This is a genomic window from Streptomyces sp. NPDC025784 (assembly GCF_055558435.1).
In genome coordinates this window covers 252,009-275,816 of sequence record NZ_JBVHMN010000007.1, presented here as the reverse complement: position 1 = coordinate 275,816, position 23,808 = coordinate 252,009, and the positions used below count along the sequence as shown (strand labels likewise).

Below are 23,808 nucleotides of genomic sequence, written 5' to 3'. Positions count from 1 at the left end.
CAGCGCAAGCGTGCGGACCGCGCAAGAGGCGTGCACCGGCTCCGGCGCACCGTCCGCCGGACCGGCGCGGCACCGCCACCCACTCCACACCCCCGCCACAACGAGGCCGTCTACGCCACCGGCCCCACCCACTCCTCCTACAGCCGTGATCAGTTCGCAACCGATTCCGGTCTTGACCGAGACCTATCAAGCTAAGTCGTGATTACGCTCGCGCTCATGGCCGACTCGACTGCTTCCTCGACAGCCCGCACGGTGCCGTCCCACGAAGACCGCCCCGTGTACGTGATCGGCGGCGGCCCCGGCGGACTCGCGGCGGCGTACGCGCTGCGCGCCCAGGGCGTACGGGCCGTCGTGCTGGAGAAGTCCGACAAGGTCGGCGCCTCCTGGCGGCGCCACTACGACCGGCTGCACCTGCACACCACGCGGCGGCTGTCCGCGCTGCCCGGGCTGCCCATGCCGCGCTCCTTCGGGCGCTGGGTGTCGCGCGACGACGTGGTGCGCTACCTGGAGAAGTACGCCGAGCACCACCAGCTGGAGATCGTCACCGGTGTCGAGGTCTCGCGCATCGAGCCCGCGCCGGGCGGCGACGGCTGGCTGCTGCGCGCCACCGGCGGACGCGAGCTGACCGGCAGCGCCGTGGTCGTCGCCACCGGCTACAACCACACACCCCGCCTGCCCGACTGGGCCGGCCGGGACGACTACACCGGCGAGCTGCTGCACGCCGGGCAGTACCGCAACCCCACGCCCTACGCCGGCCGTGACGTCCTCGTCGTCGGCATCGGCAACACGGGCGCCGAGATCGCCGTGGACCTGGTCGAGGGCGGCGCCCGCCGCGTACGCCTGTCGGTCCGCACCGCACCGCACATCGTGCGCCGCTCGACCGCCGGGTGGGCCGCGCAGTTCACCGGGATCCTGGTCCGAAGGCTGCCGGTGCGGCTGGTGGACCGACTCGCCCGGCCGATGGCCAGGCTGAGCGTCCCCGACCTGTCGGCCCAGGGGCTGCCCCGCCCCGGGACCGGGCTCTACTCCCGCGTCAACGAGGGCTCCATCCCCGTCCAGGACGTCGGCCTCATCGACGCCGTCCGCAAGGGCAAGGTGGAGATCGTGGCCGCCGTGGACGGCTTCGAGGACGGCAAGGTGATCCTCGCCGACGGGCAGCGGATCGGTCCGGACGCGGTGATCGCGGCCACCGGTTACGTCCGCGCGCTGGAGGACGTCGTGGGTCACCTCGGTGTGCTCGACCCACGCGGCCGCCCGGTCGTGCACGGCGCCCGCTCCCCGAAGGACGCCCGGGGTCTCTACTTCACCGGCTTCACCAACCCCATCAGCGGCATGTTCCGCGAACTCGCCCTCGACGCCCAGAAGATCGCCAAGTCGGTGGCCCGCCACACGGCCACGGCGCGAGGATCCGCACCCGCCGCCCGCTGACCCGCGCACCCCGCCCGGCCCCTGCCCCGGTGGGGCACCCGACGCTCGGCTCCCGCGCCCGGCGCTCTGCCATCGCGGCGGCTCGCCGGGGCCACTCCCCGCGTGCACCGACACCGCGCCCCTCGCTCGCCGGGCGCGCCGGGGGTCTGCGGCGTGCGGCTCCGGCCGCAGCCACGGCGCCGGCCACGGTCCGGCGTGCCAGGTGCGACTACACGGCTCCGGTTCCGGTCTGCGGCGAGCAGTGTCGACTCCGGCCCCAGCTCCGGCTCCGGCTCCGGCTCCGGCTCCGGTCAGCCACGTGCGACTACGGCTCCGGCTCCGGTCTGCGGCGAGCAGCGTCGACTCCGGCTCCGGTCTGCGGCGAGCAGCGTCGACTCCGGCTCCAGCTCCAGCTCCAGCTCCAGCTCCAGCTCCAGCTCCAGCTCCAGCATGCGATTGCACCTCCGGTCTCCGGCGTGCGGCAGCGGCAGCGGCAGCGGCAGCGGCAGCGGCAGCGGCAGCGGCAGCGGCAGCGGCAGCGGCAGCGGCAGCGGCAGCGGCAGCGGCAGCGGCAGCGGTCAACTCCCCGACGCACCAACTGTGTTACCCGCGCGTCAGATGTGGCGCCGGCGCTGTACCGATCCAGTCACGCGGGCCAGAATGCGAGCCCTGCTCACTTTCCGGTTCCGGCTCCATCCACCTCTCGTGATTCGACTCGCATCGACGGAGGATGAACGTGGCACGTGAAAGACAGCTCACCCCCCGGCCGGCGGCCCGGCTCTCCCGGCGCTCGGTCCTGGGCGGCGCCGCCGCGACGGGCGTGGCCCTCACCGGCGCGACAGCGGGCCCCGCCGCGGCCGCCACCGCCGCCCGCGAGGCCGACGTCGCCGTCGTCGGCGGCGGACTCGCGGGGCTGACCGCGGCCCGCGACCTGGTGGCGGCGGGCCGGTCCGTGGTCGTCCTGGAGGCCCGCGACCGCGTCGGCGGCCGGGTGGTCAACCTGGAGCTGCCGAACGGCGGTGTCACGGAGGGCGGCGGCGAGTTCATCGGCCCCACCCAGGACCGGATCAAGGCCCTCGCCGAGAGCCTGGGCGTGGCCACCTTCACCACCTACAACACCGGCAAGAACCTGCTCTACAAGGACGGGAAGAGGACCCCGTACGCCACCGACGGCCTGCTCGGCTCGGTCCCTCCGGTCGACCTGGCGGGGCTCGCCAACGCCGCCGTCGTGCAGGCCGAACTCGACGACATGGCCAAGCAGGTTCCCGTCGCCGCGCCGTGGACCGCCGCCAAGGCCGCGGAGTGGGACAAGCAGACCTTCGAGAGCTGGCTGAACGCCAAGGCGGTCGTCCCCTCGGCCAAGTTCCTCATCGACGTGGCCTGCACATCCGTGTTCTCGGCGCAGCCGCGCGAACTCTCCCTGCTCTTCGTGCTGTTCTACATCGCCGCCGCCGGGAACGAGTCCAGCCCCGGCACCCTGGAGCGTCTGACGGAGACCGCGAACGGCGCCCAGGAGTCCCGCTTCGTCGGCGGCTCCCAGCAGGTGCCGGTCAAGCTCGCCGCGACCCTGGGCGACCGGGTGGTGCTCGGCGCCCCGGTGCGCTCCGTCACGCTCTCCGGCAGCAGATACCTGGTGGCCGCCGACGGGACGACGGTCTCCGCGCGGCGCGTCGTCGTGGCGCTCCCGCCGCCACTGGCCGCACGCATCGCGTACGACCCGCTGCTGCCCGCCGACCGCGACCAGCTCTGCCAGCGACTGCCGATGGGGTCGATCGGCAAGGCGATCGCCGTGTACGACACCCCGTTCTGGCGCGCCGACGGCCTCAACGGTCAGGTCGTCAGTGACACCGGCACCGTCCGCTCCACCTTCGACAACTCGCCGCCGGACGCCTCCTACGGCGCCCTGATGGGCTTCATCGAGGCCGACGAGATGCGCGCGTTCGACAGCGCGACGGCCGACGAGGTGAAGGCCGCCGTGCTGAAGGACTACGCGGTGTACTTCGGCGACAAGGCCAAGTCGCCCACCTCCTTCGTGCTCCAGCGCTGGGACAACGAGGGGTACTCGCGCGGCGGTCCGGTCGCCTACGCCCCGCCCGGGGTGCTCACCGAGTACGGCCCGGCCCTGCGCAGGCCCGTCGGCGGCATCCACTGGGCCGGCACCGAGACCTCCACCTACTGGAACGGCTACATGGACGGCGCCGTCCGCTCGGGCGAGCGCGTGGCGAAGGAGGTCCTGGCGACGCTGTGACGGTTCCGCCCGGCCGGGCGGCGGGTACGAACCACGTACCCGCCGTACCCCGCACGCGCCTCCCGCCGGGCCACCGGGGACGAGGCCGCACCACCGCACCCCGTCCTCGCGCACAGCCTTTGCCTGCACGAAGGTTCCTGACGCAGCGTCAGTTGCGTAATCTGACAGTGCGTCAGTTAAAAGTTGGCTGTCACACAGGAGCGGGCGGACCGATGCTTGGATCAACCCACGGCACCCTCACCACCGACTCCCGCCGGGCCCGGGTCATCGCCTGCGGCGAGCAACCGTCGCCGGTCGTGCACGGCCGGCCGGCCGAGGTCGACGACCTGGACGTCAGCGGGCGTCCGCTGTACGCCGACGTCCCCGACCTGGACCGCTTCTTCCGTCCCGAGTCCGTGGCCGTGGTCGGCGCCTCGGACACCGAGGGACGGCCCAACACCGGCATCACCCGGCAGCTCATCGCCTGGGCGGAGCGGGTCGGCGCCCGGCTGCACCCCGTGCACCCCACCCGCCGGTCCGTCTTCGGCGTCCCCTGCTTCCCCTCCGTCGCCGACCTGCCCGAGCAGGTCGATCTCGCCGTGCTGCTCGTCGGCGACCCCCTCCCCGTGATCGAGGAACTGGCCCAGGCCAAGGTGAGGTTCGCCGTCGCCTTCGCCTCCGGATTCGCCGAGACCGGAGCCGACGGCGCCGAGGCGCAGGACCGTCTCGCCGCCGCCGTCCGGCGCTCCGGGCTCCGCCTGCTCGGCCCCAACACGAACCTCAACGCCTTCGAGCACTTCCGCGACGACCTGGCGGGTCCGGCGATCGCGCTCATCACCCAGTCGGGGCACCAGGGGCGCCCGGTGTTCGCCCTGCAGGAGCTGGGCGTCCGGCTCTCCCACTGGGCACCCACCGGCAACGAGGCCGACCTGGAGACCGCCGACTTCATCTCCTACTTCTCCGAACAGCCCGGCATCGGGGCCATCGCCTGCTACGTCGAGGGCCTCAAGGACGGCCGTTCCTTCCTGCTCGCCGCGGACCGCGCGGCCCGGCGCGGGGTGCCCGTCGTCGCGGTCAAGGTCGGCCGCACCGAGACCGGCGCCCGCACGGCCGCCTCGCACACCGGCAAGCTGACCGGGGCCGACGCGGTGGTGGACGCGGCCATGCGGCAGTACGGAGTGATCCGCGTCGACGGGCTCGACGAGCTCCAGGACACCGCCGCCCTGCTGGCACGGGCACGCACCCCGCACGCCGACGGCGTCGTCGTCTATTCGATCTCGGGCGGCACGGGCGCGCACTTCGCGGACCTGGCGAGCGAGGCCGGGCTCGCGCTGCCCACGCTGTCCGAGGAGAAGCAGGCCGAGCTGCACCAGTGGATACCCGACTACCTGAACGTCACCAACCCCGTCGACAACGGCGGGCATCCCGTGGGCGACTGGCGCGGCCGGAAGATCATCGACGCGATCCTCGCCGACCCTTCCGTGGGGGTGCTGATCTGCCCCATCACCGGCCCCTTCCCGCCGATGAGCGACCGGCTCGCCCGGGATCTGGTGGACGCGGCGGAGCAGACGGACAAGCTGGTGTGCGTGGTGTGGGGGTCGCCGGTCGGAACGGAGGCCGCCTACCGCGAGACACTGCTCGGGTCCTCGCGGGTCGCCACCTTCCGCACCTTCGCCAACTGCATCACCGCCGTCCGCGCCCACCTGGACCACCACCGGTTCGTCGCGGCCTACCGCTCCCCCTTCGACGAGGCGCCCCGCACGCCCTCGCCCTCCTTCCGCAAGGCGCAGGCACTGATGCGCCCCGGCCAGCAGCTGAGCGAGCACGCGGCCAAGCAGCTGCTCCGCGCCTACGGCATCAGGGTGCCGCGCGAGCAACTGGTGACCAGCGCGGCCGCGGCCGTACGGGCGGCGAGCCTGGTCGGCTACCCGGTCGTCATGAAGGCCTCCGGCGCGCAGATCGCCCACAAGACCGAACTCGGCCTGGTCAAGGTGGGGCTGACCTCCGCCAGCCAGGTCCGCGACGCCTATCGCGAGCTGACCGACATCGCACGCTACGAGGGGATCTCGCTCGACGGTGTGCTCGTGTGCCAGATGGTCGAGCGGGGTGTCGAGATGGTCGTCGGCGTCACCCACGACCCGCTCTTCGGGCCGACCGTGACCGTGGGACTCGGCGGTGTTCTCGTCGAGGTGCTGCGGGACACGGCCGTGCGCGTGCCGCCCTTCGGTGAGGACCAGGCGCGGGCGATGCTGTCCGAGCTGCGGGGGCGAGCCCTGCTCGACGGGGTGCGCGGTGGGCCGCCGGTGGACGTCGACGCGCTCGTCGAGGTCGCCCTGCGCGTGCAGCGGATGGCCCTCGAACTCGGCGACGACGTCGCGGAGCTGGACATCAATCCGCTGATGGTGCTGCCGCGCGGGCAGGGCGCGGTGGCCCTGGACGCCATGGTGGTCTGCCACTGACCGGCCCTCCGCACGGCCCACCGTCCCCCGCACGCATCGGAGTACCCCCATGTCCGACTCCCCCCGTGAATCCCCGGAATCCCGTGGGTCCGCCGGCCCGCGCGAAACGCCTGGACCACGCGAGGCCCGCGAACCGTCGGAAACATCCCAACAGTCCGAGAACGCCCTCGACTCATTGATACTTCACGCCACTGACAACGCCGTCGCGTGGATCACCCTCAACCGGCCCGAGGCGATGAACGCCCTCACCTGGGACCAGCGGGAGCGGCTGATCGCGCTGCTCACCGAGGCGTCCGCCGACCCCGCCGTGCGGGCCGTCGTGATCACCGCGCGGGGGCGCGGCTTCTGCGCGGGCGCGGACCTGCGCGGCGGCCCGCCCACCGGGGAGCGGGTCGCCGGCGACGTCGCCCGGACGATCCGGCTCGGCGCGCAGCGCCTGATCGCCGCCGTCCTCGACTGCGAGAAGCCGGTGATCGCGGCCGTCAACGGCACGGCGGCCGGGATCGGCGCGCACCTCGCCTTCGCGTGCGACCTCGTGCTCGCGGCGGAACCGGCACGGTTCATCGAGGTGTTCGTGCGCCGCGGCCTGGTCCCCGACGGCGGCGGCGCCCATCTGCTGCCGCGGCTCGTCGGTCCGCAGCGCGCGAAGGAGCTGATGTTCTTCGGCGACGCGCTGTCGGCCGCGGACGCGGAGCGGATCGGGCTCGTCAACAGGGTCGTGCCGCCGGACGACCTGGAGAAGACCGCACGCGAGTGGGCGGAGCGGCTCGCCGCCGGCCCGACCCGTGCGCTGGCCCTCACCAAGCAGTTGGTCAACGCCTCTCTCGACACCGACCGCGCGACGGCCTTCGCCGCGGAGGCGGCCGCGCAGGAGATCAACATGACGACGGCGGACGCCGTCGAGGGTGTCACGAGTTTCGTGGAACGGCGCACCCCCCGCTTCGAGGGCCGCTGAGCCGTCGGCATCCGCCGTGGGCCGCTCGGCATCCGCCGTCGGCCCGGCGGCGGACAGCCCCCTCCTCTAGTCGCGGGTCAGGACGCGCAGGTCGCCGCTGTCCGGGTCGCCGAAGAGCACGAACAGTTCGGGGCCGCTCTCACTGCCCCCGATGGTCCAGTAGGTGTCATGGCCGCAGTCCTTCACGCGTACGACGACGCCGTCCCGCACCTCGGGCCCGTCCCCGCCCGCGTAAGGGTCGTAGCGGCCCTCGGTGTCCAGGAACCAGCTGCCCGTCCCGTCGCAGCGGGTGAAGTCCCGCTGCGCGACGTCGTCGAACTCGGGCTCGGCGGGCAGCTTGGCGAGGTCGGCACGGCCGTCGGACCGCAACCGCAGCACCGCGCCGCCGTCGCCGTGCCAGACCCCGACGAGCTGTGCGGTGGTCAGCGCCGGGGGCTCGTACTCCTCGATCAGTCCCGTGGACAGTCCCACCGCGCCGGCCGTCGCGACCAGGGCGCATGCCGCGAGGGCGGCGAGCGCGGAGCGGGACCAGATGCGACGGACGCGTGACGCGCGGCCGGTGGCGCGCGCCCGCCGCCGGACGTATCCGACGCCCAGCGCGGGCAGGATCCCGGAGGCGGCGAGGAGCAGGGCGGGTGCGCCGGTGGGCGGGAGACCGCCGAGGGTGACGGCGCCGGTGGCCCACAGGGCGCCCAGGAGGATCACGGACGCCAGGTGCCGGACGGTCTCGGGACCGGGGGCGCGCCGGGTCGTCAGCCGGGCCAGCGTGGCGGCCGGCATCGTGTGGACGGCCGCGTGCAGCATGCCGAGCGCGGCGAGCAGCAGCGGGCCGAGGACGACCATGCACAGCAGGCCCGCGGCGGCGAGTGCGCCGCCGGTCCCGGCCCCGTGATCGTCGTCGTCGAACGTCCCGACCCACCAGACCGTGGCGGCCGCCGCGAGCTGTACGGCACAGACCGCGGCGGCGGCGTTCAGTTCGGCGTTGTCCCATGTCAGCCGCGGACGCCTGGGCCGACCCGTGTCTCCCCACCCCATGGGCGAAAGATACGCGGCCGGTGCGCGACGGCACACGAGGGGTTCACCGACCGCCCCGGCCCGCACGCCCGCACGCCGGGTCCGTCCGCCGCGCCTCCGCCGCCGCTCGGCATCGCTCCCCCGGACCCCTTCCGCCCCGCACCTCCCGTCCCGCCCCTCCTTCCGTCACCCCACCCCTTCCAATCTGACGAACCGTCAGCTTCAATGGGGTATGTGATGGGACACGCAGGGATGGCCGCAGCCGCCGTCCGCTACCTCCGGTCGGCCGGGGCCCCCACCGCCGCGGGGCCCGTCGAGGCGCTGCCGCGACCGGACCTCCGCGCGGTCGGCGACGACGAACGCGCGCCGGTCGACCAGGCCGAGTTCCGCCGGGTGCTCGGCAACTTCGCCAGCGGCGTCACCGTGGTCACCGCCCCGGACACCGGGGCGACGGATCACGAGGCACCGGCGGGGCCGGCGGGGTTCGCCTGCCAGTCCTTCGCCTCGCTCTCCCTCGACCCCCCGCTGGTCTGCTTCATGGTCGGCCGTACGTCGACGACCTGGCCACGGATCGCCCGCGCGGGAGTCTTCTGCGTGAACGTCCTCGAAGCCCGCCAGGGCGATCTGTGCCGCGGCTTCGCGGTCAGCGGCGCGGACAAGTTCGCCGGGGTCCCGTACGACGCGGCGCCGGTCTCCGGCTCGCCGCGGCTCGCGGGGGCCGCGGCCTGGATCGACTGCACGATCCACGCGGTGCACACGGGCGGGGACCATCTGATCGTGGTGGGCCGGGTGGACGCCCTCGGCACCGGCGCCGACGACGCGGCACCGCTGCTCTTCCACAAGGGCCGCTTCCTCTAGACCGCGGCCGGCACGAGGAACGCGACCGGCACACGGCCCGCGACCGACAGGTGGACCGCGGCCGGGACGACAGCCGCGGCCCTCACGTGGACCGCGGCTCCCAGGCACCCCCGACCGTCACGCGAGCGCGGCCGCGGGTGCGCCCGCCACCGGACGCCTGCGCCGGATCACCAGCGCCATCAGCGCCGCCGCCGCGCACAGCGCGCCCGAGGCGTACCAGACGACGTCGTACGAGCCGAAGGTGTCCCGCGCGACACCGCCGAGGAAGGCGACGAGGGCGGCGCCGACCTGGTGGGAGGCGAGGACCCAGCCGAAGACGATGGCGCTGTCCTCGCCGTACTGCTCACGGCACAGGGCCAGCGTGGGCGGGACCGTGGCGACCCAGTCGAGGCCGTAGAAGACGATGAAGAAGATCATCGGCGGGTGCACGCTCGGGGCGAGGAGCATCGGCAGGAACAGCAGCGAGATGCCGCGCAGCGCGTAGTACACGGCCAGCAGCCGGCGGGGCTCGAAGCGGTCGGTGAACCAGCCCGAGGCGACCGTGCCGACGACGTCGAAGACACCGACGACCGCGAGGAGCGAGGCGGCCGCCGTGACGGGCATGCCGTGGTCGTGGGCCGCGGGCACGAAGTGGGTCTGCACGAGGCCGTTCGTGGAGGCGCCGCAGATCGCGAAGGTTCCGGCGAGCAGCCAGAAGGGTCCCGTGCGGACGGCGGAGAGCAGGACGGTCACCGCGCGCCGGGCGGCTCCGGGCACCGGCTCGGGCTTCGGCACGAACTCCGTGGCACCGTACGGCTTCTGGCCCATGTCCGCCGGGTGGTCGCGCAGCAGCAGCCACACGAAGGGGACGACCGCGAGGGCGGCGAGGGAGACGGTGACCGCGGCGGGACGCCAGTCGTGCTCCTCGACGATCCAGGACAGCACCGGCAGGAAGATCAGCTGGCCGGACGCCGAGGCGGCCGTCAGGATGCCCGTCACCAGGCCCTTGCGCTCGGTGAACCAGCGGTTGGTGACCGTCGCGGCGAAGGCCAGGGCCATCGAGCCGGAGCCCAGGCCCACGAGCAGGCCCCAGCACAGCAGCAGTTGCCAGGCCGCCGTCATCCACACGGTGAGACCGGAGCCGAGCGCGATCACCGTCAGCGCGACGGCGACCACGCGCCGGATGCCGAAGCGGTCCATCAGCGCGGCGGCGAACGGCGCCGTCAGCCCGTACAGCGCGAGGTTGACCGAGACGGCGGCTCCGATCGTGCCGCGCGACCAGTGGAACTCCTGGTGCAGCGGATCGATCAGCAGTCCCGGCAGCGAGCGGAAAGCCGCCGCGCCGATGATCGTCACGAAGGTGACGGCGGCGACGAACCAGGCGCGGTGGATGCGGTGCGCGCCAAAGGGGCGTGCGGGTCGGGGGTCCTCGACGGGCGCGGCGGCTTCGGTTGTCTGGGTCACGACATAGAGCTTCGGGGACGGGCTCCGCGCGAACCACTGGCCCGAGGGACAGCATTCGTTAGGATCGGGCCATGACCGAACCTCAGGCACCGCACCGGCGGCACCGCGTCGCCATCCTCGCGCTCGACGGCCTGATGCCCTTCGAGCTGGGCATCCCGCAGCGGATCTTCGGCAAGGCACGGGACGCCGAGGGCCGGCCCCTCTACGAGGTCGTCACCTGCTCGGTCCGGGCGCCCGGCCCGGTCGAGACGGACGCCGACTTCGCCGTCCTCGTCGCGAACGGACCGGAGTCCCTCGACACCGCCGACACCGTGGTGGTCCCCACGTCGTACGAGCTCGGCCCGGTCTACGAGGACGGCGTCCTCACCCCCGAGCTGGCCTCGGCCTTCGCCCGCATCCGCCCCGGCACCCGGCTCGTCTCCATCTGCATCGGCGGCTACATCCTCGCCGCCGCCGGCCGGCTCGACGGGCGCCCCGCCACCACGCACTGGATGCACGCGGACCACTTCCAGCAGCTCTTCCCGAAGATCCAGGTCGACCCGGACGTCCTGTTCGTCGACGACGGCGACGTCCTCACCTCCGCCGGGGTCGCGGCCGGGATCGACCTCTGCCTCCATCTCGTGCGCCGGGACCACGGTGCCGCCGTCGCCAACGAGGTGGCCCGCCGCACGGTCGTACCGCCGCACCGCGACGGCGGCCAGGCGCAGTACATCCAGCGCCCGGTCCCGGAGGCGCAGGCGGCCACCACCACCGCGGCCCGCGCCTGGGCGCTCGGCCGCCTGCACGAGCCGATCCAGCTGCGCGACATGGCCGAGCAGGAGGCCATGTCGGTGCGCACCTTCACCCGCCGCTTCCGCGAGGAGGTCGGCGTCAGCCCCGGGCAGTGGCTCACCCAGCAGCGCGTCGAACGGGCCAGGCACCTGCTGGAGTCCAGCGACCTGTCCATCGACCAGGTGGCGCGGGACGCGGGCTTCGGCACGGCGCAGTCGATGCGCCAGCACCTCCAGGCGGCGCTCGGGGTCACACCCACCGTGTACCGGCGGACGTTCCGGGCAGGGAGCACCGGCCCCGGGCCCGGCGGCGACGCGGGCTCCGGCGACTCCCTCACGCCGTCCGCGCCGGGCCGGTGAGCGGGGCGGCGGCCGCCCGGTCGCGGCGCCCGGGGGCTAGAAGGTCAGCACCGCCCTCGCCACCCTCCCCTGGTGCGCGTCCTCCGCGGCCTTGTCGAAGTCCTCCACCGGGTACGTCGCCGTGACCAGCTCGTCCAGCAGCAGACGGCCCTCGCGGTACAGCTCCGCGTAGAGCGCGATGTCGCGCTGCGGGCGGGAGGAACCGTAGCGGCAGCCCAGGATCGACTTGTCCAGGAACAGGGAGGAGACGAGGAAGGACGCCTCGGCCGTCGCCGGCGGCACCCCGAGCAGTACCGCCTGCCCGTGGCGGTCGAGCAGGTCGACGGCCTCGCGGACGAGTTCGACCCGGCCGACGCACTCGAAGACGTGGTCGGCGCCGGTCGGCAGGATGTCCTTCACCCGCTCCGTCGAGGTCAGGAAGTGCGTCGCGCCGAACCGGCGGGCGGCGGACTCCTTCACCGGGTTGGCGTCGACCGCGACGACCTTCAGGGCGCCCGCGATCCGCGCGCCCTGCAGCACGTTGAGACCGATGCCTCCGGTGCCGATCACGACGACGCTGTCGCCCCGGTCCACCCGGGCGCGGTTGAGGACCGCGCCGACACCGGTCAGGACCCCGCATCCGATGAGCGCGGCGGACGTCAGCGGGATGTCCTCGGGGATCCGGACCGCCTGCACCGCCTTCACGACCGTGCGTTCCGCGAAGGCCGAGTTGGCGGCGAACTGGTACAGCGGCCGCCCGGCCCGCGTGAACGGCTGCTGCGGCATTCCGATCGCCTTGCGGCACATCGTCGGCCGCCCCCGGTCGCACTCCGCGCAGGCGCCGCAGTTGGCCAGCGTGGACAGTGACACATGGTCGCCCGGCCGGACGTGGGTGACGCCGTCGCCGGTCTTCTCCACCACTCCCGCGCCCTCGTGCCCGAGCACCACGGGCACGGGGAACGGGATGGTCCCGTCCACCACGGAGAGATCGCTGTGGCAGAGTCCGGCCGCGGAGAGGGCGACCCGCACCTCGCCGGGACCCGGCTCCCGTACCTCCAGGTCGTCCACGACCTGGGTCTGCTTCCCGTCGAAGATCACGCCTCGCATCGCGCCGTGCTCCCCTCTGTCCCGGGCCGCCACCGGGTTCCGGTCCCGGGGCCCTCCCGTGGGTTCGTGTCCCGGGGCTATCCCCTGGGCTCTTTCGGCAGGCCGAGCACGCGCTCGGCGATGATCGTGCGCTGCACCTCGTCCGAGCCGCCGTAGACGGTGTCGGCCCGGCTGAACAGGAACAGGTGCTGGAGCGCGTCCAGTTCGTACGGTGCCGCGGCCGACCAGTCCACCGGTCCCACCGCCGCCGCGGCGCCCCGTACCCGCATCGCCAGTTCGCCGAGGCGCCGGTGCCAGCCGCCCCACAGCAGCTTCGCCACGCTGGGCGCCCCCGTGCCGCCCGCGTCCGGGCCGCCGAGCGTGCGCAGGGCGTTCCAGCGCATGGTGCGCAGCTCGGCCCACTGGCGCACGAGCAGGTCGCGCACGACGGGATCGGTGACCGCCCCGGTCGCCACGGCCGCCTCCACGACGCGCCCCAACTCCTCGGCGAACCCGATCTGCTGGGCCAGTGTGGAGACTCCCCGCTCGAAGCCGAGGAGGCTCATCGCGACGCGCCAGCCGTGGCCCTCGCCGCCGACCAGGTGCTCGGCGCGCGCCACCGCCCCGTCGAAGAAGACCTCGTTGAACTCGCTCGTGCCGGTGAGCTGCCGGATCGGGCGGACCTCGACGCGGCCGGGCTGGTCCATCGGGACGAGCAGGAAGGACAGGCCGTGGTGGCGGACGGAGCCGGCCCCGGTGCGGGCCAGCACGAAGCACCAGTCGGCCTCGTGGGCCAGCGAGGTCCAGATCTTCTGCCCGGTGACGCGGTACGAGCCGCCGTCCCGTACGGCCGCGGTCCGCACGGCGGCGAGGTCCGAGCCCGCGCCCGGCTCGCTGTAGCCCTGGCACCAGAGTTCGTCGCCGCGGGCGACGGGCGGCAGGAAACGGGACTTCTGCTCCGGTGTGCCGTGCGCGACGAGGGTCGGGGCGAGCAGGTTCTCCCCGATGTGTCCCGAGCGGGCGGGCGCCTTCGCGCGGGCGTACTCCTCGGCCCAGACGACCTGCTGGATCAGGCTCGCCCGCCGGTTGCCGTACCCGTCCTCGCCCCATCCGAGGCCGATCCAGCCGCCCCGGCCGAGCTCCCGCTCCCAGTCCCGGCGCTGGGGCCGGCCGGTGAGGTGTGCCGCCAGCCACGCCCGTGCCTCGTGCCGGAACTCCTCGTCCTCGGCGCCGAATCCGAACTCCATGCGCGCTCCCCCTCCCCGTCCGCCAGGGCCCTCACGCGTTCGGTCGTGCCTTGTCGGCCGCCGCCCGCGCCATGGCCTCGACCTGCTCCAGCAGCGGCATCGGGTCGACGCCCACGGTGCCCGGCAGGAAGTCGGCGATCCGCTCGGGGGTCCAGGTGCCGTCCGCGTACCCGGCGCGCAGTTCGCGGGGCTGCGCCCACACCGCGATCTTGGGACCGGCGATCGTGTACACCTGGCCGGTGATCCGGGCCTCGCGCGCCCGGTCGGACAGCAGGTAGACGACCAGCGCGGCGACGTCCTCCGGCTCGCCGATCTCCTTGAGCTCCATGGGGACGCCCGCGGACATGCGGGTCCGGGCGACCGGCGCGACCGCGTTGGCCGTCACTCCGTACTTGTGCAGCCCCAGCGCCGCGCTGCGGACGAGCGAGATGATCCCGCCCTTCGCCGCACTGTAGTTGGCCTGCGAGACGGACCCCTGATGGTTGCCGCTGGTGAAACCGATCAGCGTGCCCGAGCCCTGTTTGCGCATCACCGCGGAGGCGGCCCGGAACAGCGTGAACGTGCCCTTCAGATGGGTGGCGACCACCGGGTCCCACTCCTGCTCGGACATGTTGAACAGCATCCGCTCACGCAGGATCCCCGCCACGCACACCACGCCGTCGATCCGTCCGTACGAGGCGAGCGCGGTGTCCACGACGCGCTGCCCGCCCGCCATGGTCGAGATGTCGTCGGCGACGGCCACCGCATCCCCGCCGGCCGCCTCGATCTCCTTGACGACGGCCTCGGCGACCGAGCTGGTGGGCTCGGCGCCCTCGACGGACACGCCGTAGTCGTTGACGACGACCCGCGCGCCCGCCGCCGCGGCGGCGAGGGCGACGGCCCGGCCGATCCCCCGTCCGCCTCCCGTGACGGCGACGACCTTGCCTGCCAAGAAGTTCCCCACGCCCGGCCCCTTCCCGCAGTTTCTGACGGTCCGTTAGATTCAACTCGGATTCTACGACCCGTCAGATACCTGGAGACAAGCCCCCGGGGAGGACTCATGTCGCAGCCGGCGCTCCGTCCGGAGTTCCACGAGATCGCCAAGCGCGTGAACAACTGGGGCCGTTGGGGGTCGGGCGACGAGATCGGGACGCTGAACCTGATCACCGACGAGGTCGTACGGCAGGCCGCCGCGAGCGTGCGCTCGGGACGCCGTGTGCCGCTGGCGCTGCCCCTGAGGCAGGACGGCGTACAGACCGGCATGATCCCGGGACGCGTCAATCCGCTGCACGTCATGGTGCAGATCAACCAGGAGCTCTTCGGCCCCGGGACCGTCGCGTGCAGCGACGACGCCGTGACCATGGGGCTCCAGGCGGGCACCCACTGGGACGCCCTCACCCACGTCTCCCACTCGGGGAAGATCTACAACGGCCGCCCGGCCGGCACGGTCACCCCGCACGGCGGCGCCGAGTTCAGCGGGATCGACAAGCCGCGGCACGTCGTCTCCCGGGGCGTCCTGCTCGACGTCGCGCGGGCGCGGGGCGTGGAGCGCCTCGACGGCGGGCACGCCGTGACGCCCGACGACCTGGACGCCGCCGAGGAGCTGGCGGGCACACGGGTCCGGGCGGGCGACGTCGTCCTGGTGCGCACGGGCCAGGTCCAGGTGTATCTCGCCGGGGACAAGCACGCTTACGGCTATCCCTCACCGGGCCTGTCGGTGCACACCCCGGAGTGGTTCCACGCACGCGACGTCGCGGCGGTCGCGAACGACACCCTCACCTTCGAGATCTTCCCGCCCGAGATCGAGGACCTGTGGCTGCCCGTGCACGCGCTCGACCTGGTCGAGATGGGGATGCTCCAGGGCCAGAACTGGAATCTCGAAGAGTTGTCCACAGCCTGTGGAGAAGAGGGGCGCTACGCGTTCCTGCTGTCGGCCATGCCCGAGCCCTTCGTCGGCGGCACGGGGACTCCGGTGGCACCGGTCGCGGTGCTCTGAGGGCCGTCCGTCATGCGGCACGGCGGCCGGCCACCGGCCGCCGCCGCGAAACGAGACACCCCGAGGCCGACCGGGAACCACCGTCGGCCCGCGCCGGCCGCCGTCGAGAACCACCCTCGGCCCGCGTCGGCCGCCGCCGCGAAGCACCGGGGACCTGGATCGGCTGGCGGCGCGTCACTGCGCGCCCCGAGCACGGCACTGCGCGCCGCCATCCGGCTCCGGCGTACCCGCCCTGCTCCTCCTGGCCCGGGGAGGAGCCGACGCCGAATGCGACTCACACTCGCCGAGGGCTCCCGTCACCGGAACCCTCGCCGTCCCCTCGCGGCGAATCGCTGACCACAAGCGTGATCAAACGGACACGCGACGTCAACACCCGTTCGGCGGTTCATCCACGTAAATCCCTTTTTGCGACAGCACGGACGGAAGCACACCCCGGCGCATTCGGCCGCGACCGCGGCCCGGCATCGCGGGCCCGTGCGCATGTGCCCGGATCGTGCACCCCGCGCTCCGGACGGGGCGGACCGGCCGCGTCGGACCGGAGAAGCCGGCAATGCGGAGCATCGGGGGGCATGACGGGGCGGCAGCGGCGCATCACGGCACGGCGAGCTCGGCGCGACGAAGGCGCTCACGGCCCCGCGGGCCCGACGCGACCCCGGCTGCGCGCGGTGGGTGGCACGGGCGGCCCGGAAGGCGGGCCCTGGACCGTCGTCCGGCCGGGGAGACAGGCCCTAGACAGCCTCGTACGCGAAGTCCTCGTAGCCCGGATGGGCGGCACCCGTCGAGGCTCCCGGTGCGCAGCGGTCCACCTCGCACCAGATCCGCTTGCCGACGCCTTCGGGGTTCCAGCCCCAGCGGTCCGCGAGTCCGTCGACAAGCTCCAGGCCGCGGCCATTGGTCTCGTCGCCCTCGGCATGGCGGGGGATCGGGGGCCGGGCACTCGTGTCCGCCACCTCCAGGCGGACGGTGGCCGCCTCGCACCCGCCCGGCAGGGACAGCCGCAGCACGGCGGGACAGCCGGTGTGCACCACGGCATTGGTGACGAGTTCGGAGACGAGCAGGATCAGCGTCTCGGCGAGTGGTTCATCGGCCCCTATGCCGGACCCGGCGAGCCTCGACCTGGCCCATCGCCGGGCTCGCCCCACCTCCGCGGGGTCGGGCCGGATCTCCAGCTGCACTTGAAGCACCTGCACCGCTCACACCATCCGAACCGGCGGACACATCGCCTCGCGCCTCACAAGGGCCACGATCGTAGCCATTTTCTGCATGGCCAGAACAAGGATCACGGAACGTGATTCCCTTACGAGACAGCATGGTTGACGTACAGTCACCCCAACAAGCGCTTCGGGCATATTCCAGCGCGAAGGAGTACGCGTGCGGCATACTGTGCGACGCTCGCCGTGGGGAGTCGAACAGGCGGGCTCGGGGGCCCGGCCCGCCTCACGAGCGGCACGCATCGCCGGATCCGGCGCCGCCTCGCGGGCAACACCGGGATGGCTCAGCCTCAGAACCACTCGCATCCCACACAAGGTACCCGAGCCCGGCGCCGACTCCAGGCCGTGACAAGTCACGCCTAGGACACAACCCGATATCAACGCTCCGTAATTCCGGTATGCCACGATCCGCGACATTTCTTGGCCTCTTCCCGTGACATGCCTGCCCAGGGGGCCTTTCAGGCGATCGCCACGGAAAGGTCACCGGACAGAATCTCCTCACTCTCGGTAGCGCCGCCCGCACGGTACGTCCGCACCCACGCCCTCTTCAGATGGAGGTGGACGTCGGACTCCCAGGTGAAGCCCATGCCGCCGTGCACCTGGAGGCAGTCGCGGGCGCCGCGCACGGCGGCCTCGTCGGCGAGCACCCGGGCCGCGGCGACGTCCACCGGATCCGCGGTCACGGCGGCCGCGTAGACGGCCGCGCGCGCCACCTCCGCCCGCACCAGCATCTGCGCGCACAGGTGCTTCACCGCCTGGAAGGCGCCGATCGGCTGACCGAACTGCTCGCGCGTCCGGGCGTGTTGCACGGCCAGCTCGCAGGTGCGGGCGGCGCTGCCGAGCTGCTCCGCGGCGGTGAGGAGCGAGGTGAGGAGCCGCGCGGCACCGTCCCGGCCCGTCTCCCGGCCGTCCTCACGGTCCCGGGCCGGGGGCACGGGCACCTTGTGCAGCGGGGTGAGCGGGTCCACCGAGGACAGTGATTCGGCGCCCGCCGCGTCCCCGCGTACCGCGTCGGCCGCCTCCAGCCACTCCACGAGACCTCCGTCGACGGCGGTCACCACCGTCTCGCCGGTGGCGGCCCCCGCCACGGCCCCCGCCGCGAGGTGCGTCGCGATCAGCGGCCCGGGCAGCAGCACCCGTCCCGCCTCCTCGAAGACGAGCACCGCTTCCGGAAGACCCAGCCCGACGCCGCCCTCGGCCTCCGGCAGCCGCAGGGCGAAGAACCCCGCCTCGCCGAGCTCGCGCCACAGGGCCGCATCCAGGCGCGGCGGCCCGTCGTCGACGGCGGCACGCAGTGCGTCGCGGCCGAAGCGTGCCGCCAGCCGCTCCCGCACGCCGGACCGCAACGCCTGCTGATCGTCCGTGAGTTGGAAGTCCATGGCGCGCCGCTCACCGTCCCTTGGGGAGGCCGAGGATGCGCTCGGCCACGATGTTCTGCTGGATCTGCGAGGTGCCCGCCGCGATCGTGTACGACAGCGACGAGAGCCGGTCGAGGGTCCACTCCTGCCCGAGGTCGAGCGCCTCGGGGCCGAGCACCTCGGCCGCGGCGTCGTACAGCTCCTGGCGCGCGTGCGAGTAGCGCAGCTTGAAGACCGAGCCGCCGACGCCGGGCACCGACCCCGTCCGCTGCGCCTCGCCGACGTTCCACTGGGTGAGCCGCCACAGCGCGCGGAACTCGGCGTTCAGCCTGCCCAGACGGCGGCGCAGCACGGCGTCGTCCCAGCGCCCGTTCTCGCGCGCCCGGCGGGCGAGGGCGCCCAGCACCCGGCGGCAGGCGACGACCTCCCCGACGAAGGCGGTGCCCCGCTCGTAGGACAGCGTCACCATGGTGACCCGCCAGCCGTCGTTCTCGGCGCCGACGCGGTGGCCGACCGGGACGCGCACCTCGTCGAGGAAGACCTCGGCGAACTCGGTGGAGCCCGCGAGGGTCCGCAGCGGCCGGACGGTGATGCCCGGCGCGTCCATGGGCAGGGCGAGCCAGGTGATGCCCCGGTGCCTGGGGGCGTCGGGGTCCGTGCGGACGAGCAGCTCGCACCAGTCCGCGACCTCCGCGTGAGAGGTCCAGATCTTGGACCCGCTCACCACGTACTCGTCGCCGTCGCGCCACGCACGGGTGCGCAGTGCCGCGAGATCGGAGCCCGCGTCCGGCTCGCTGAAGCCCTGGCACCAGACCTCCTCGCCGCGCAGCACGGGCGGCAGCCAGCGCGCCCGCTGCTCGGCGGTGCCCTCGGAGACGATGGTCGGGCCGGCGTGCAGCAGTCCGACGAAGTTGGCCCCCACATAGGGGGCGCCCGCCTTCTCCGTCTCCTCCAGGTAGATGAGGTGCTGTGTCGGGGTGGCGCCCCGGCCGCCGGCGTCGACGGGCCAGTGCAGTCCGGCGTACCCGGCGTCGTACAGCATCCGCTGCCAGCCGAGGTCGTAGGCCCGTCTGCCCGGCCAGTCGTCGGGGGACGGCTTGGGAGGCAGGGTCGGGAGCGCCTTGGCGAGCCACTCGCGCAGCCGGGCCCGGAACTCCTCCTCCTCGGGAGTGTGGTCCAGGTCCACTACAGGTCCAGGCCGAGCATGCGGATCGCGTTGCCGCGCATCAGCTTGTGGATCGTCTCGTCGTCCAGACCCTTCACGTGGTCGAGGGCGACCTCCTTGGTGTGCGGGAAGGTCGAGTCGACGTGCGGGTAGTCGGTCTCGAAGGTGGCGTTGTCCCGTCCGACGACGTCCAGGGACGCGACTCCGTGCTTGTCGCGGAAGAAGCAGCAGAAGATCTGCCGGTAGTAGTACGTCGACGGGGGTTCCGGGATCGTGTCCCGGACGCCGCCCCAGGCGCGGTGTTCCTCCCAGACGTCGTCGGCGCGTTCCAGGGCGTACGGGATCCAGCCCATCTGGCCCTCGGAGTAGGCGAGTTTGAGCTGCGGGAACTTGACGAGGACCCCGGAGAAGAGGAAGTCCATCATCGAGGCCATCGCGTTGTTGAAGGACAGCGAGGCCTGCACGGCGGGCGGGGCGTCCGGGGACGCGGCGGGCATCTGGCTGCTCGACCCGATGTGCATGTTCACGACCGTGCCGGTCTCCTGGCAGACGGCGAAGAACGGGTCCCAGTAGCCGGAGTGGATGGACGGCAGTCCCAGGTAGGTGGGGATCTCGGAGAAGGTCACGGCCTTCACGCCGCGGGCGGCGTTGCGCCGGATCTCGGCGACCGCGAGGCCGACGTCCCACAGCGGGATCAGGCAGAGCGGGATGAGCCGGCCGCCGCTGTCGCCGCACCACTCGTCGACCATCCAGTCGTTGTAGGCGCGCACGCAGGCCAGGGCCACCTCCTTGTCGTACGCCTCGGCGAAGGTCTGCCCGCAGAAGCGCGGGAAGGTCGGGAAGCAGAGGCTGGCCTCGACGTGGTTGAGGTCCATGTCCCGGAGCCGTTCGGCGGGGTCCCAGCAGCCGCGCCTCATCTCCGCGCGGGTGATGCCCTCCAGCGTCATCTCGTCGCGGTCGAAGCCGACGGCGGCGATGTTGCGCTTGTACGGGAACTTGAGGTCCTCGTAGATCCACCAGTCGGTGGGCGGGCCGTCCGGGTCCATCGTGATCTGGTACTTGCCTCCCACGTAGGCGAGTTCGCCGATGCCGGCGGTCAGCGGCTTCGGTCCCCGGTCGTGGTACTTCCGCGGCAGCCAGGTCTCGAAGAGGTGCGCGGGCTCGATCACGTGGTCGTCGACGCTGATGATGCGGGGCAGTTCGGTCATGGTTCCCCTCCGCCTGGCGAACTTATCTGATGACCCGTCAGATCTCTCGACACAAGCAGGCTAGCCCCGCGCCTATGGACCGACAAGGCGGCGAGCCCTACGCTCTGCCAGGATCTGACTGACCGTCAGCTGAAGCCGGGCCGGCGAGATCCGGCCGAAGGAGGGCCGACGTGAACGACACCGCACACGCCCTGGGTTCCGCGCGCACGCTCTGGGAACTGGTGGACCGCCGCGCCGCGCTCACCCCCGACCGGCCCGTCCTCCTCCAGGGCGACCGGTCGCTGAGCTTCGGCGCGCTGCGCGACCGCGCCGAGCGGGTGGCGGCGGGCCTGTACGACATGGGCGTACGCCCCGGCACCGTGGTGGCCTGGCAGCTGCCCACCCGCATCGAGACGGCGCTGCTGTCCTTCGCGCTGGCCCGCCTCGGCGCCGTGCAGTCCCCGGTCATCCCCTTCTACCGCGACCGCGAGGTGGGCTTCGCCCTGCGCGAGTCCAGGGCGGAGTTCTTCGCGGTGCCGGGCGAGTGGCGGGGCTTCGACCACTCCGCGATGGCACGGCGGCTCGGCGCCAAGGGTGTCTTCGAGGCGTACGACGCGCTGCCGGACGGCGATCCGGCGGTACTCCCGCCGCCGCCCGCCGACGGCACCTCGGTGCGCTGGATCTACTGGACCTCCGGCACGACCTCCGACCCCAAGGGCGTCCTGCACACGGACCGTTCGCTGATCGCGGGCGGCTCGTGCCTCGCGCACGCGCTGCGTCTGACGGCCGACGACGTGGGCTCGATGGCGTTCCCCTACGCGCACATCGCAGGGCCCGACTACACGGTGATGCTGCTGCTGTACGGCTTCCCGGCCGTGATGTTCGAGCACTTCGCGCTGCCCGCCGCCCTGGAGGACTACCGCCGGCACGGGGTGACGGTGGCCGGCGGCTCCACGGCCTTCTACTCGATGTTCCTCGCCGAGCAGCGCAAGCAGCCCGGGGTGCCCGTCGTCCCCACCCTGCGGCTCCTCGCGGGCGGCGGCGCGCCCAAGCCGCCCGAGGTCTACCACGCCGTCGTACGGGAGATGGGGGTGCAGCTCACTCACGGATACGGGATGACGGAGGTCCCGATGATCACGATGGGCGCGCCGGACGACACCGCCGAGAACCTGGCGACCACCGAGGGCAGGCCCCCGGAAGGCATGGAGATACGGATCGTGGACGGCGAGGTGCGGCTGCGCGGCGAGGCCGTCTGCCAGGGGTACCTGGACGGCGCGCAGACCGCCACCGCGTTCGACGCGGACGGGTTCCTGGTCACCGGGGACGTCGGGCATCTGACGGAGAGCGGACATCTCGTCCTCACCGGACGCCTGAAGGACATCATCATCCGCAAGGGCGAGAACATCTCCGCCAAGGAGATCGAGGACCTGCTGCACCGGCACCCCGGCGTCGCCGACGCCGCGGTGATCGGGCTGCCGGACGTCGAACGCGGCGAACGCGTCTGCGCGGTGGTCGAACAGCCGCCGGGCGCGGACGTGCTGACCCTGGACGCGGTGACCGCCCACCTGCGCGGGGAAGGGCTGTCCGTGCACAAGCTGCCGGAGCAACTGGAGGTGGTGGACGCCCTTCCACGCAACGACACACTGCGCAAGGTGCTCAAGTACAAGCTCAGGGAGCGGTATTCGGCACCGTCCGAGCCGGGCGGGGACCCGGCGGCTCGGGACGGCGCTACTCCGGCACCGTGAAGTAGCCGGCGAACGCGGTCACGACCTCCGCCTCGCCGATCCGGCCGTCGGAGTCCGTGTCGAGGGCGGCCGCGGCCACGGCGGCGACCTCGTCGCGCACGCCGAGCGCCTTGAGGACGCGCTCGGCCTCCTCGACCGTCGCCGCGCCGTCCCCGTCGGAGTCCGCGACGGCGAGGGCCGCGTGCAGGAAGGGACGGGCGATCTCCGCGAACCGCTCGGGGTTGTCGCGCAGCCGCTTGACCGCACCGCTGACGAACTCCTCGCGGGTGATGCGCTGGTCGCCGTCCCGGTCCGCTATCCCCGCCATGCCCTGCCAGAACGCCTCGGCGCCGCCGTACAGGGCCTGGCCCTTGTCCGACCGGGCCGTCGTACCGAATTCGGCGAGGACCGCCTTGGTCGCGGCGTTGAAGTCCTCACGGTCGATGTAGCCGTTGCCGTCCTGGTCGAAGCCGGCGAACCGGTCGGCAATCCTGCGTTCGTACTCGGTACTGACCATGGTGTGTTCGGACCGCCTTACATCTCAGCCGGTCTCCTGTCTGACCGGACTGGGGTTCATCTGGGACGGAGCGTACGACGCCGGACCCGCCGCGGGCACGGGAAAACGACGGTTGTACCAAGACCGCGGGAATTCTGGGACAACTGTGTGGCACCGGAGGACCGCGGGGTGGAACACGTCACGCCGACAGGGGGCTGGACTCCTCGTCGACGGCGGAGGTGACGTCCGGGTAGACGTCGAAGAGCCGGCGCACGCCGAGGGCGCCGAGGACCCGGTTGACGTGGGAGCCGTCGAGCGCGCCGCGCGCGGGCAGGATCAGTCTCAGCCGGCCCCGGCAGGAGCGGATGAGCCGGCGGGTGGCGATGAGGACGCCGACACCGCTGGAGTCGCAGAAGAAGACCTCGGAGAGGTCGAGGACGAGACTGCGCCGGCCCTCGGCCACCGCGTCGTGCACCCGCTGGCGCAGGACCGGTGACGTGAGGAGATCCAGCTCGCCCGACACCCGGAGCACGGCCCACTCGCCCTGTACGCCGTCGGTCACCTTGAGCGTCACCGCCACGCCTCTCGCTCGCCTCGCCCAACAGAAACGGAAGCAGTCGCTTCGCTTCCTTCCAGCGCGGCTGCCCAGCCGTCGTTCCATGAAACACCGGTCCGCACAGGAAGAAACGCCGGTCCACGGTCGAAAATGTCAGCCGAGCGCGCTTTTTCGGACGACTACGGTCTGCTTCGGTCGCGTTTTGATCGGATTCGATGGGGAAGGTGACGGGCTTCTACCATCTGCGGCCTGTCCAGGGGCGCGTATTGACGCAAAGGGGCGTGCGCCGCAAGACGTGCCGACTACATTCAAGACAGCCGTGCACACAGGC

At 72.8% G+C, this 23,808-nt stretch carries 20 protein-coding genes; 8 read left to right on the top strand and 12 right to left on the bottom strand.

Annotated features, from left to right (window positions below; translation table 11 throughout):
• The first annotated feature begins 216 nt into the window (after positions 1 to 216).
• Complete coding sequence (locus ACZ4IF_RS18530) at positions 217 to 1,428, top strand: flavin-containing monooxygenase (protein WP_467564086.1); 1,212 nt, start codon at positions 217 to 219, stop codon at positions 1,426 to 1,428.
• A gap of 290 nt (positions 1,429 to 1,718) precedes the next feature.
• On the opposite strand, the gene ACZ4IF_RS18525 is transcribed toward ACZ4IF_RS18530, so the two are convergent.
• Positions 1,719 to 1,859: a hypothetical protein gene (locus ACZ4IF_RS18525; protein WP_467564084.1), complete on the bottom strand. Its 141-nt coding sequence runs from the start codon at positions 1,857 to 1,859 to the stop codon at positions 1,719 to 1,721.
• Between the two features lie 284 nt (positions 1,860 to 2,143).
• Between ACZ4IF_RS18525 and ACZ4IF_RS18520 the strand changes: the two genes are divergently transcribed.
• The 3 genes from ACZ4IF_RS18520 (at position 2,144) to ACZ4IF_RS18510 (ending at position 7,048) form a co-directional block, all read left to right on the top strand.
• Positions 2,144 to 3,655 carry a flavin monoamine oxidase family protein gene (locus ACZ4IF_RS18520; protein ID WP_467564082.1) on the top strand — a complete coding sequence of 504 codons (1,512 nt, stop codon included), beginning with the start codon at positions 2,144 to 2,146 and terminating at the stop codon, positions 3,653 to 3,655.
• 212 nt (positions 3,656 to 3,867) lie between these two features.
• The gene (locus ACZ4IF_RS18515; protein ID WP_467564081.1) at positions 3,868 to 6,093 is read left to right on the top strand and encodes an acetate--CoA ligase family protein; all 2,226 of its coding nucleotides are present in this window, start codon (positions 3,868 to 3,870) and stop codon (positions 6,091 to 6,093) included.
• A gap of 49 nt (positions 6,094 to 6,142) precedes the next feature.
• Positions 6,143 to 7,048, top strand: a complete 906-nt coding sequence (locus ACZ4IF_RS18510; protein WP_467564079.1) for an enoyl-CoA hydratase/isomerase family protein — start codon at positions 6,143 to 6,145, stop codon at positions 7,046 to 7,048.
• Positions 7,049 to 7,114: 66 nt separating this feature from the next.
• On the opposite strand, the gene ACZ4IF_RS18505 is transcribed toward ACZ4IF_RS18510, so the two are convergent.
• Positions 7,115 to 8,083 (bottom strand): hypothetical protein, encoded by a 969-nt coding sequence (locus ACZ4IF_RS18505; protein WP_467564077.1) that lies wholly within the window; start codon positions 8,081 to 8,083, stop codon positions 7,115 to 7,117.
• A 216-nt stretch (positions 8,084 to 8,299) separates the two neighbouring features.
• Between ACZ4IF_RS18505 and ACZ4IF_RS18500 the strand changes: the two genes are divergently transcribed.
• On the top strand, positions 8,300 to 8,920 hold the full coding sequence (locus tag ACZ4IF_RS18500; RefSeq protein WP_467564075.1) for a flavin reductase family protein: 621 nt from the start codon (positions 8,300 to 8,302) through the stop codon (positions 8,918 to 8,920).
• A gap of 117 nt (positions 8,921 to 9,037) precedes the next feature.
• On the opposite strand, the gene ACZ4IF_RS18495 is transcribed toward ACZ4IF_RS18500, so the two are convergent.
• Positions 9,038 to 10,363: an MFS transporter gene (locus ACZ4IF_RS18495; RefSeq protein WP_467564073.1), complete on the bottom strand. Its 1,326-nt coding sequence runs from the start codon at positions 10,361 to 10,363 to the stop codon at positions 9,038 to 9,040.
• A 71-nt stretch (positions 10,364 to 10,434) separates the two neighbouring features.
• Here ACZ4IF_RS18495 and ACZ4IF_RS18490 point away from each other — a divergent pair, with 71 nt between their 5' ends.
• Positions 10,435 to 11,493 (top strand): GlxA family transcriptional regulator, encoded by a 1,059-nt coding sequence (locus ACZ4IF_RS18490; protein WP_467564071.1) that lies wholly within the window; start codon positions 10,435 to 10,437, stop codon positions 11,491 to 11,493.
• 36 nt (positions 11,494 to 11,529) lie between these two features.
• On the opposite strand, the gene ACZ4IF_RS18485 is transcribed toward ACZ4IF_RS18490, so the two are convergent.
• The 3 genes from ACZ4IF_RS18485 to ACZ4IF_RS18475 all read right to left on the bottom strand — a co-directional run bounded on the left by ACZ4IF_RS18485 (position 11,530) and on the right by ACZ4IF_RS18475 (position 14,748).
• Positions 11,530 to 12,579: a Zn-dependent alcohol dehydrogenase gene (locus ACZ4IF_RS18485; protein ID WP_467564069.1), complete on the bottom strand. Its 1,050-nt coding sequence runs from the start codon at positions 12,577 to 12,579 to the stop codon at positions 11,530 to 11,532.
• Positions 12,580 to 12,656: 77 nt separating this feature from the next.
• Positions 12,657 to 13,805, bottom strand: a complete 1,149-nt coding sequence (locus ACZ4IF_RS18480; RefSeq protein WP_467564067.1) for an acyl-CoA dehydrogenase family protein — start codon at positions 13,803 to 13,805, stop codon at positions 12,657 to 12,659.
• A 31-nt stretch (positions 13,806 to 13,836) separates the two neighbouring features.
• Positions 13,837 to 14,748: an SDR family NAD(P)-dependent oxidoreductase gene (locus ACZ4IF_RS18475; protein WP_095935034.1), complete on the bottom strand. Its 912-nt coding sequence runs from the start codon at positions 14,746 to 14,748 to the stop codon at positions 13,837 to 13,839.
• Between the two features lie 96 nt (positions 14,749 to 14,844).
• Here ACZ4IF_RS18475 and ACZ4IF_RS18470 point away from each other — a divergent pair, with 96 nt between their 5' ends.
• Positions 14,845 to 15,780 (top strand): cyclase family protein, encoded by a 936-nt coding sequence (locus tag ACZ4IF_RS18470; RefSeq protein WP_467564065.1) that lies wholly within the window; start codon positions 14,845 to 14,847, stop codon positions 15,778 to 15,780.
• Between the two features lie 728 nt (positions 15,781 to 16,508).
• Here ACZ4IF_RS18470 and ACZ4IF_RS18465 read toward each other — a convergent pair.
• The 4 genes from ACZ4IF_RS18465 to ACZ4IF_RS18450 form a co-directional block, all read right to left on the bottom strand.
• Positions 16,509 to 16,970 (bottom strand): ATP-binding protein, encoded by a 462-nt coding sequence (locus tag ACZ4IF_RS18465; protein ID WP_467564063.1) that lies wholly within the window; start codon positions 16,968 to 16,970, stop codon positions 16,509 to 16,511.
• 479 nt (positions 16,971 to 17,449) lie between these two features.
• Positions 17,450 to 18,370, bottom strand: a complete 921-nt coding sequence (locus ACZ4IF_RS18460) for an acyl-CoA dehydrogenase family protein (RefSeq protein ID WP_467564061.1) — start codon at positions 18,368 to 18,370, stop codon at positions 17,450 to 17,452.
• A 10-nt stretch (positions 18,371 to 18,380) separates the two neighbouring features.
• Complete coding sequence (locus ACZ4IF_RS18455; protein ID WP_467564059.1) at positions 18,381 to 19,535, bottom strand: acyl-CoA dehydrogenase; 1,155 nt, start codon at positions 19,533 to 19,535, stop codon at positions 18,381 to 18,383.
• The gene (locus tag ACZ4IF_RS18450) at positions 19,535 to 20,722 is read right to left on the bottom strand and encodes an amidohydrolase family protein (RefSeq protein ID WP_467564057.1); all 1,188 of its coding nucleotides are present in this window, start codon (positions 20,720 to 20,722) and stop codon (positions 19,535 to 19,537) included. Before ACZ4IF_RS18450 ends, ACZ4IF_RS18455 begins: the two co-directional genes overlap by 1 nt.
• 170 nt (positions 20,723 to 20,892) lie before the next feature.
• Here ACZ4IF_RS18450 and ACZ4IF_RS18445 point away from each other — a divergent pair, with 170 nt between their 5' ends.
• A complete protein-coding gene (locus ACZ4IF_RS18445) occupies positions 20,893 to 22,446 on the top strand; it encodes a class I adenylate-forming enzyme family protein (RefSeq protein WP_467564055.1) in 1,554 nt (517 codons plus the stop codon).
• Here ACZ4IF_RS18445 and ACZ4IF_RS18440 read toward each other — a convergent pair.
• On the bottom strand, positions 22,430 to 22,942 hold the full coding sequence (locus tag ACZ4IF_RS18440) for an EF-hand domain-containing protein (protein WP_467564053.1): 513 nt from the start codon (positions 22,940 to 22,942) through the stop codon (positions 22,430 to 22,432). The two genes, ACZ4IF_RS18445 and ACZ4IF_RS18440, sit on opposite strands and share 17 nt — an antisense overlap.
• 178 nt (positions 22,943 to 23,120) lie before the next feature.
• The gene (locus ACZ4IF_RS18435; RefSeq protein WP_359488529.1) at positions 23,121 to 23,501 is read right to left on the bottom strand and encodes an STAS domain-containing protein; all 381 of its coding nucleotides are present in this window, start codon (positions 23,499 to 23,501) and stop codon (positions 23,121 to 23,123) included.
• Positions 23,502 to 23,808: the final 307 nt, after the last annotated feature.

Bases quoted from the DNA above. Each gene is read 5' to 3' on its own strand.
- ACZ4IF_RS18530 (WP_467564086.1), top strand. From the start codon at position 217: ATGGCCGACTCGACTGCTTCCTCGACAGCCCGCACGGTGCCGTCCCAC.
- ACZ4IF_RS18525 (WP_467564084.1), bottom strand. From the start codon at position 1,859: ATGCTGGAGCTGGAGCTGGAGCTGGAGCTGGAGCTGGAGCTGGAGCTG.
- ACZ4IF_RS18515 (WP_467564081.1), top strand. From the start codon at position 3,868: ATGCTTGGATCAACCCACGGCACCCTCACCACCGACTCCCGCCGGGCC.
- ACZ4IF_RS18510 (WP_467564079.1), top strand. From the start codon at position 6,143: ATGTCCGACTCCCCCCGTGAATCCCCGGAATCCCGTGGGTCCGCCGGC.
- ACZ4IF_RS18505 (WP_467564077.1), bottom strand. From the start codon at position 8,083: ATGGGGTGGGGAGACACGGGTCGGCCCAGGCGTCCGCGGCTGACATGG.
- ACZ4IF_RS18500 (WP_467564075.1), top strand. From the start codon at position 8,300: ATGGGACACGCAGGGATGGCCGCAGCCGCCGTCCGCTACCTCCGGTCG.
- ACZ4IF_RS18490 (WP_467564071.1), top strand. From the start codon at position 10,435: ATGACCGAACCTCAGGCACCGCACCGGCGGCACCGCGTCGCCATCCTC.
- ACZ4IF_RS18485 (WP_467564069.1), bottom strand. From the start codon at position 12,579: ATGCGAGGCGTGATCTTCGACGGGAAGCAGACCCAGGTCGTGGACGAC.
- ACZ4IF_RS18480 (WP_467564067.1), bottom strand. From the start codon at position 13,805: ATGGAGTTCGGATTCGGCGCCGAGGACGAGGAGTTCCGGCACGAGGCA.
- ACZ4IF_RS18470 (WP_467564065.1), top strand. From the start codon at position 14,845: ATGTCGCAGCCGGCGCTCCGTCCGGAGTTCCACGAGATCGCCAAGCGC.
- ACZ4IF_RS18460 (WP_467564061.1), bottom strand. From the start codon at position 18,370: ATGGACTTCCAACTCACGGACGATCAGCAGGCGTTGCGGTCCGGCGTG.
- ACZ4IF_RS18450 (WP_467564057.1), bottom strand. From the start codon at position 20,722: ATGACCGAACTGCCCCGCATCATCAGCGTCGACGACCACGTGATCGAG.
- ACZ4IF_RS18440 (WP_467564053.1), bottom strand. From the start codon at position 22,942: ATGGTCAGTACCGAGTACGAACGCAGGATTGCCGACCGGTTCGCCGGC.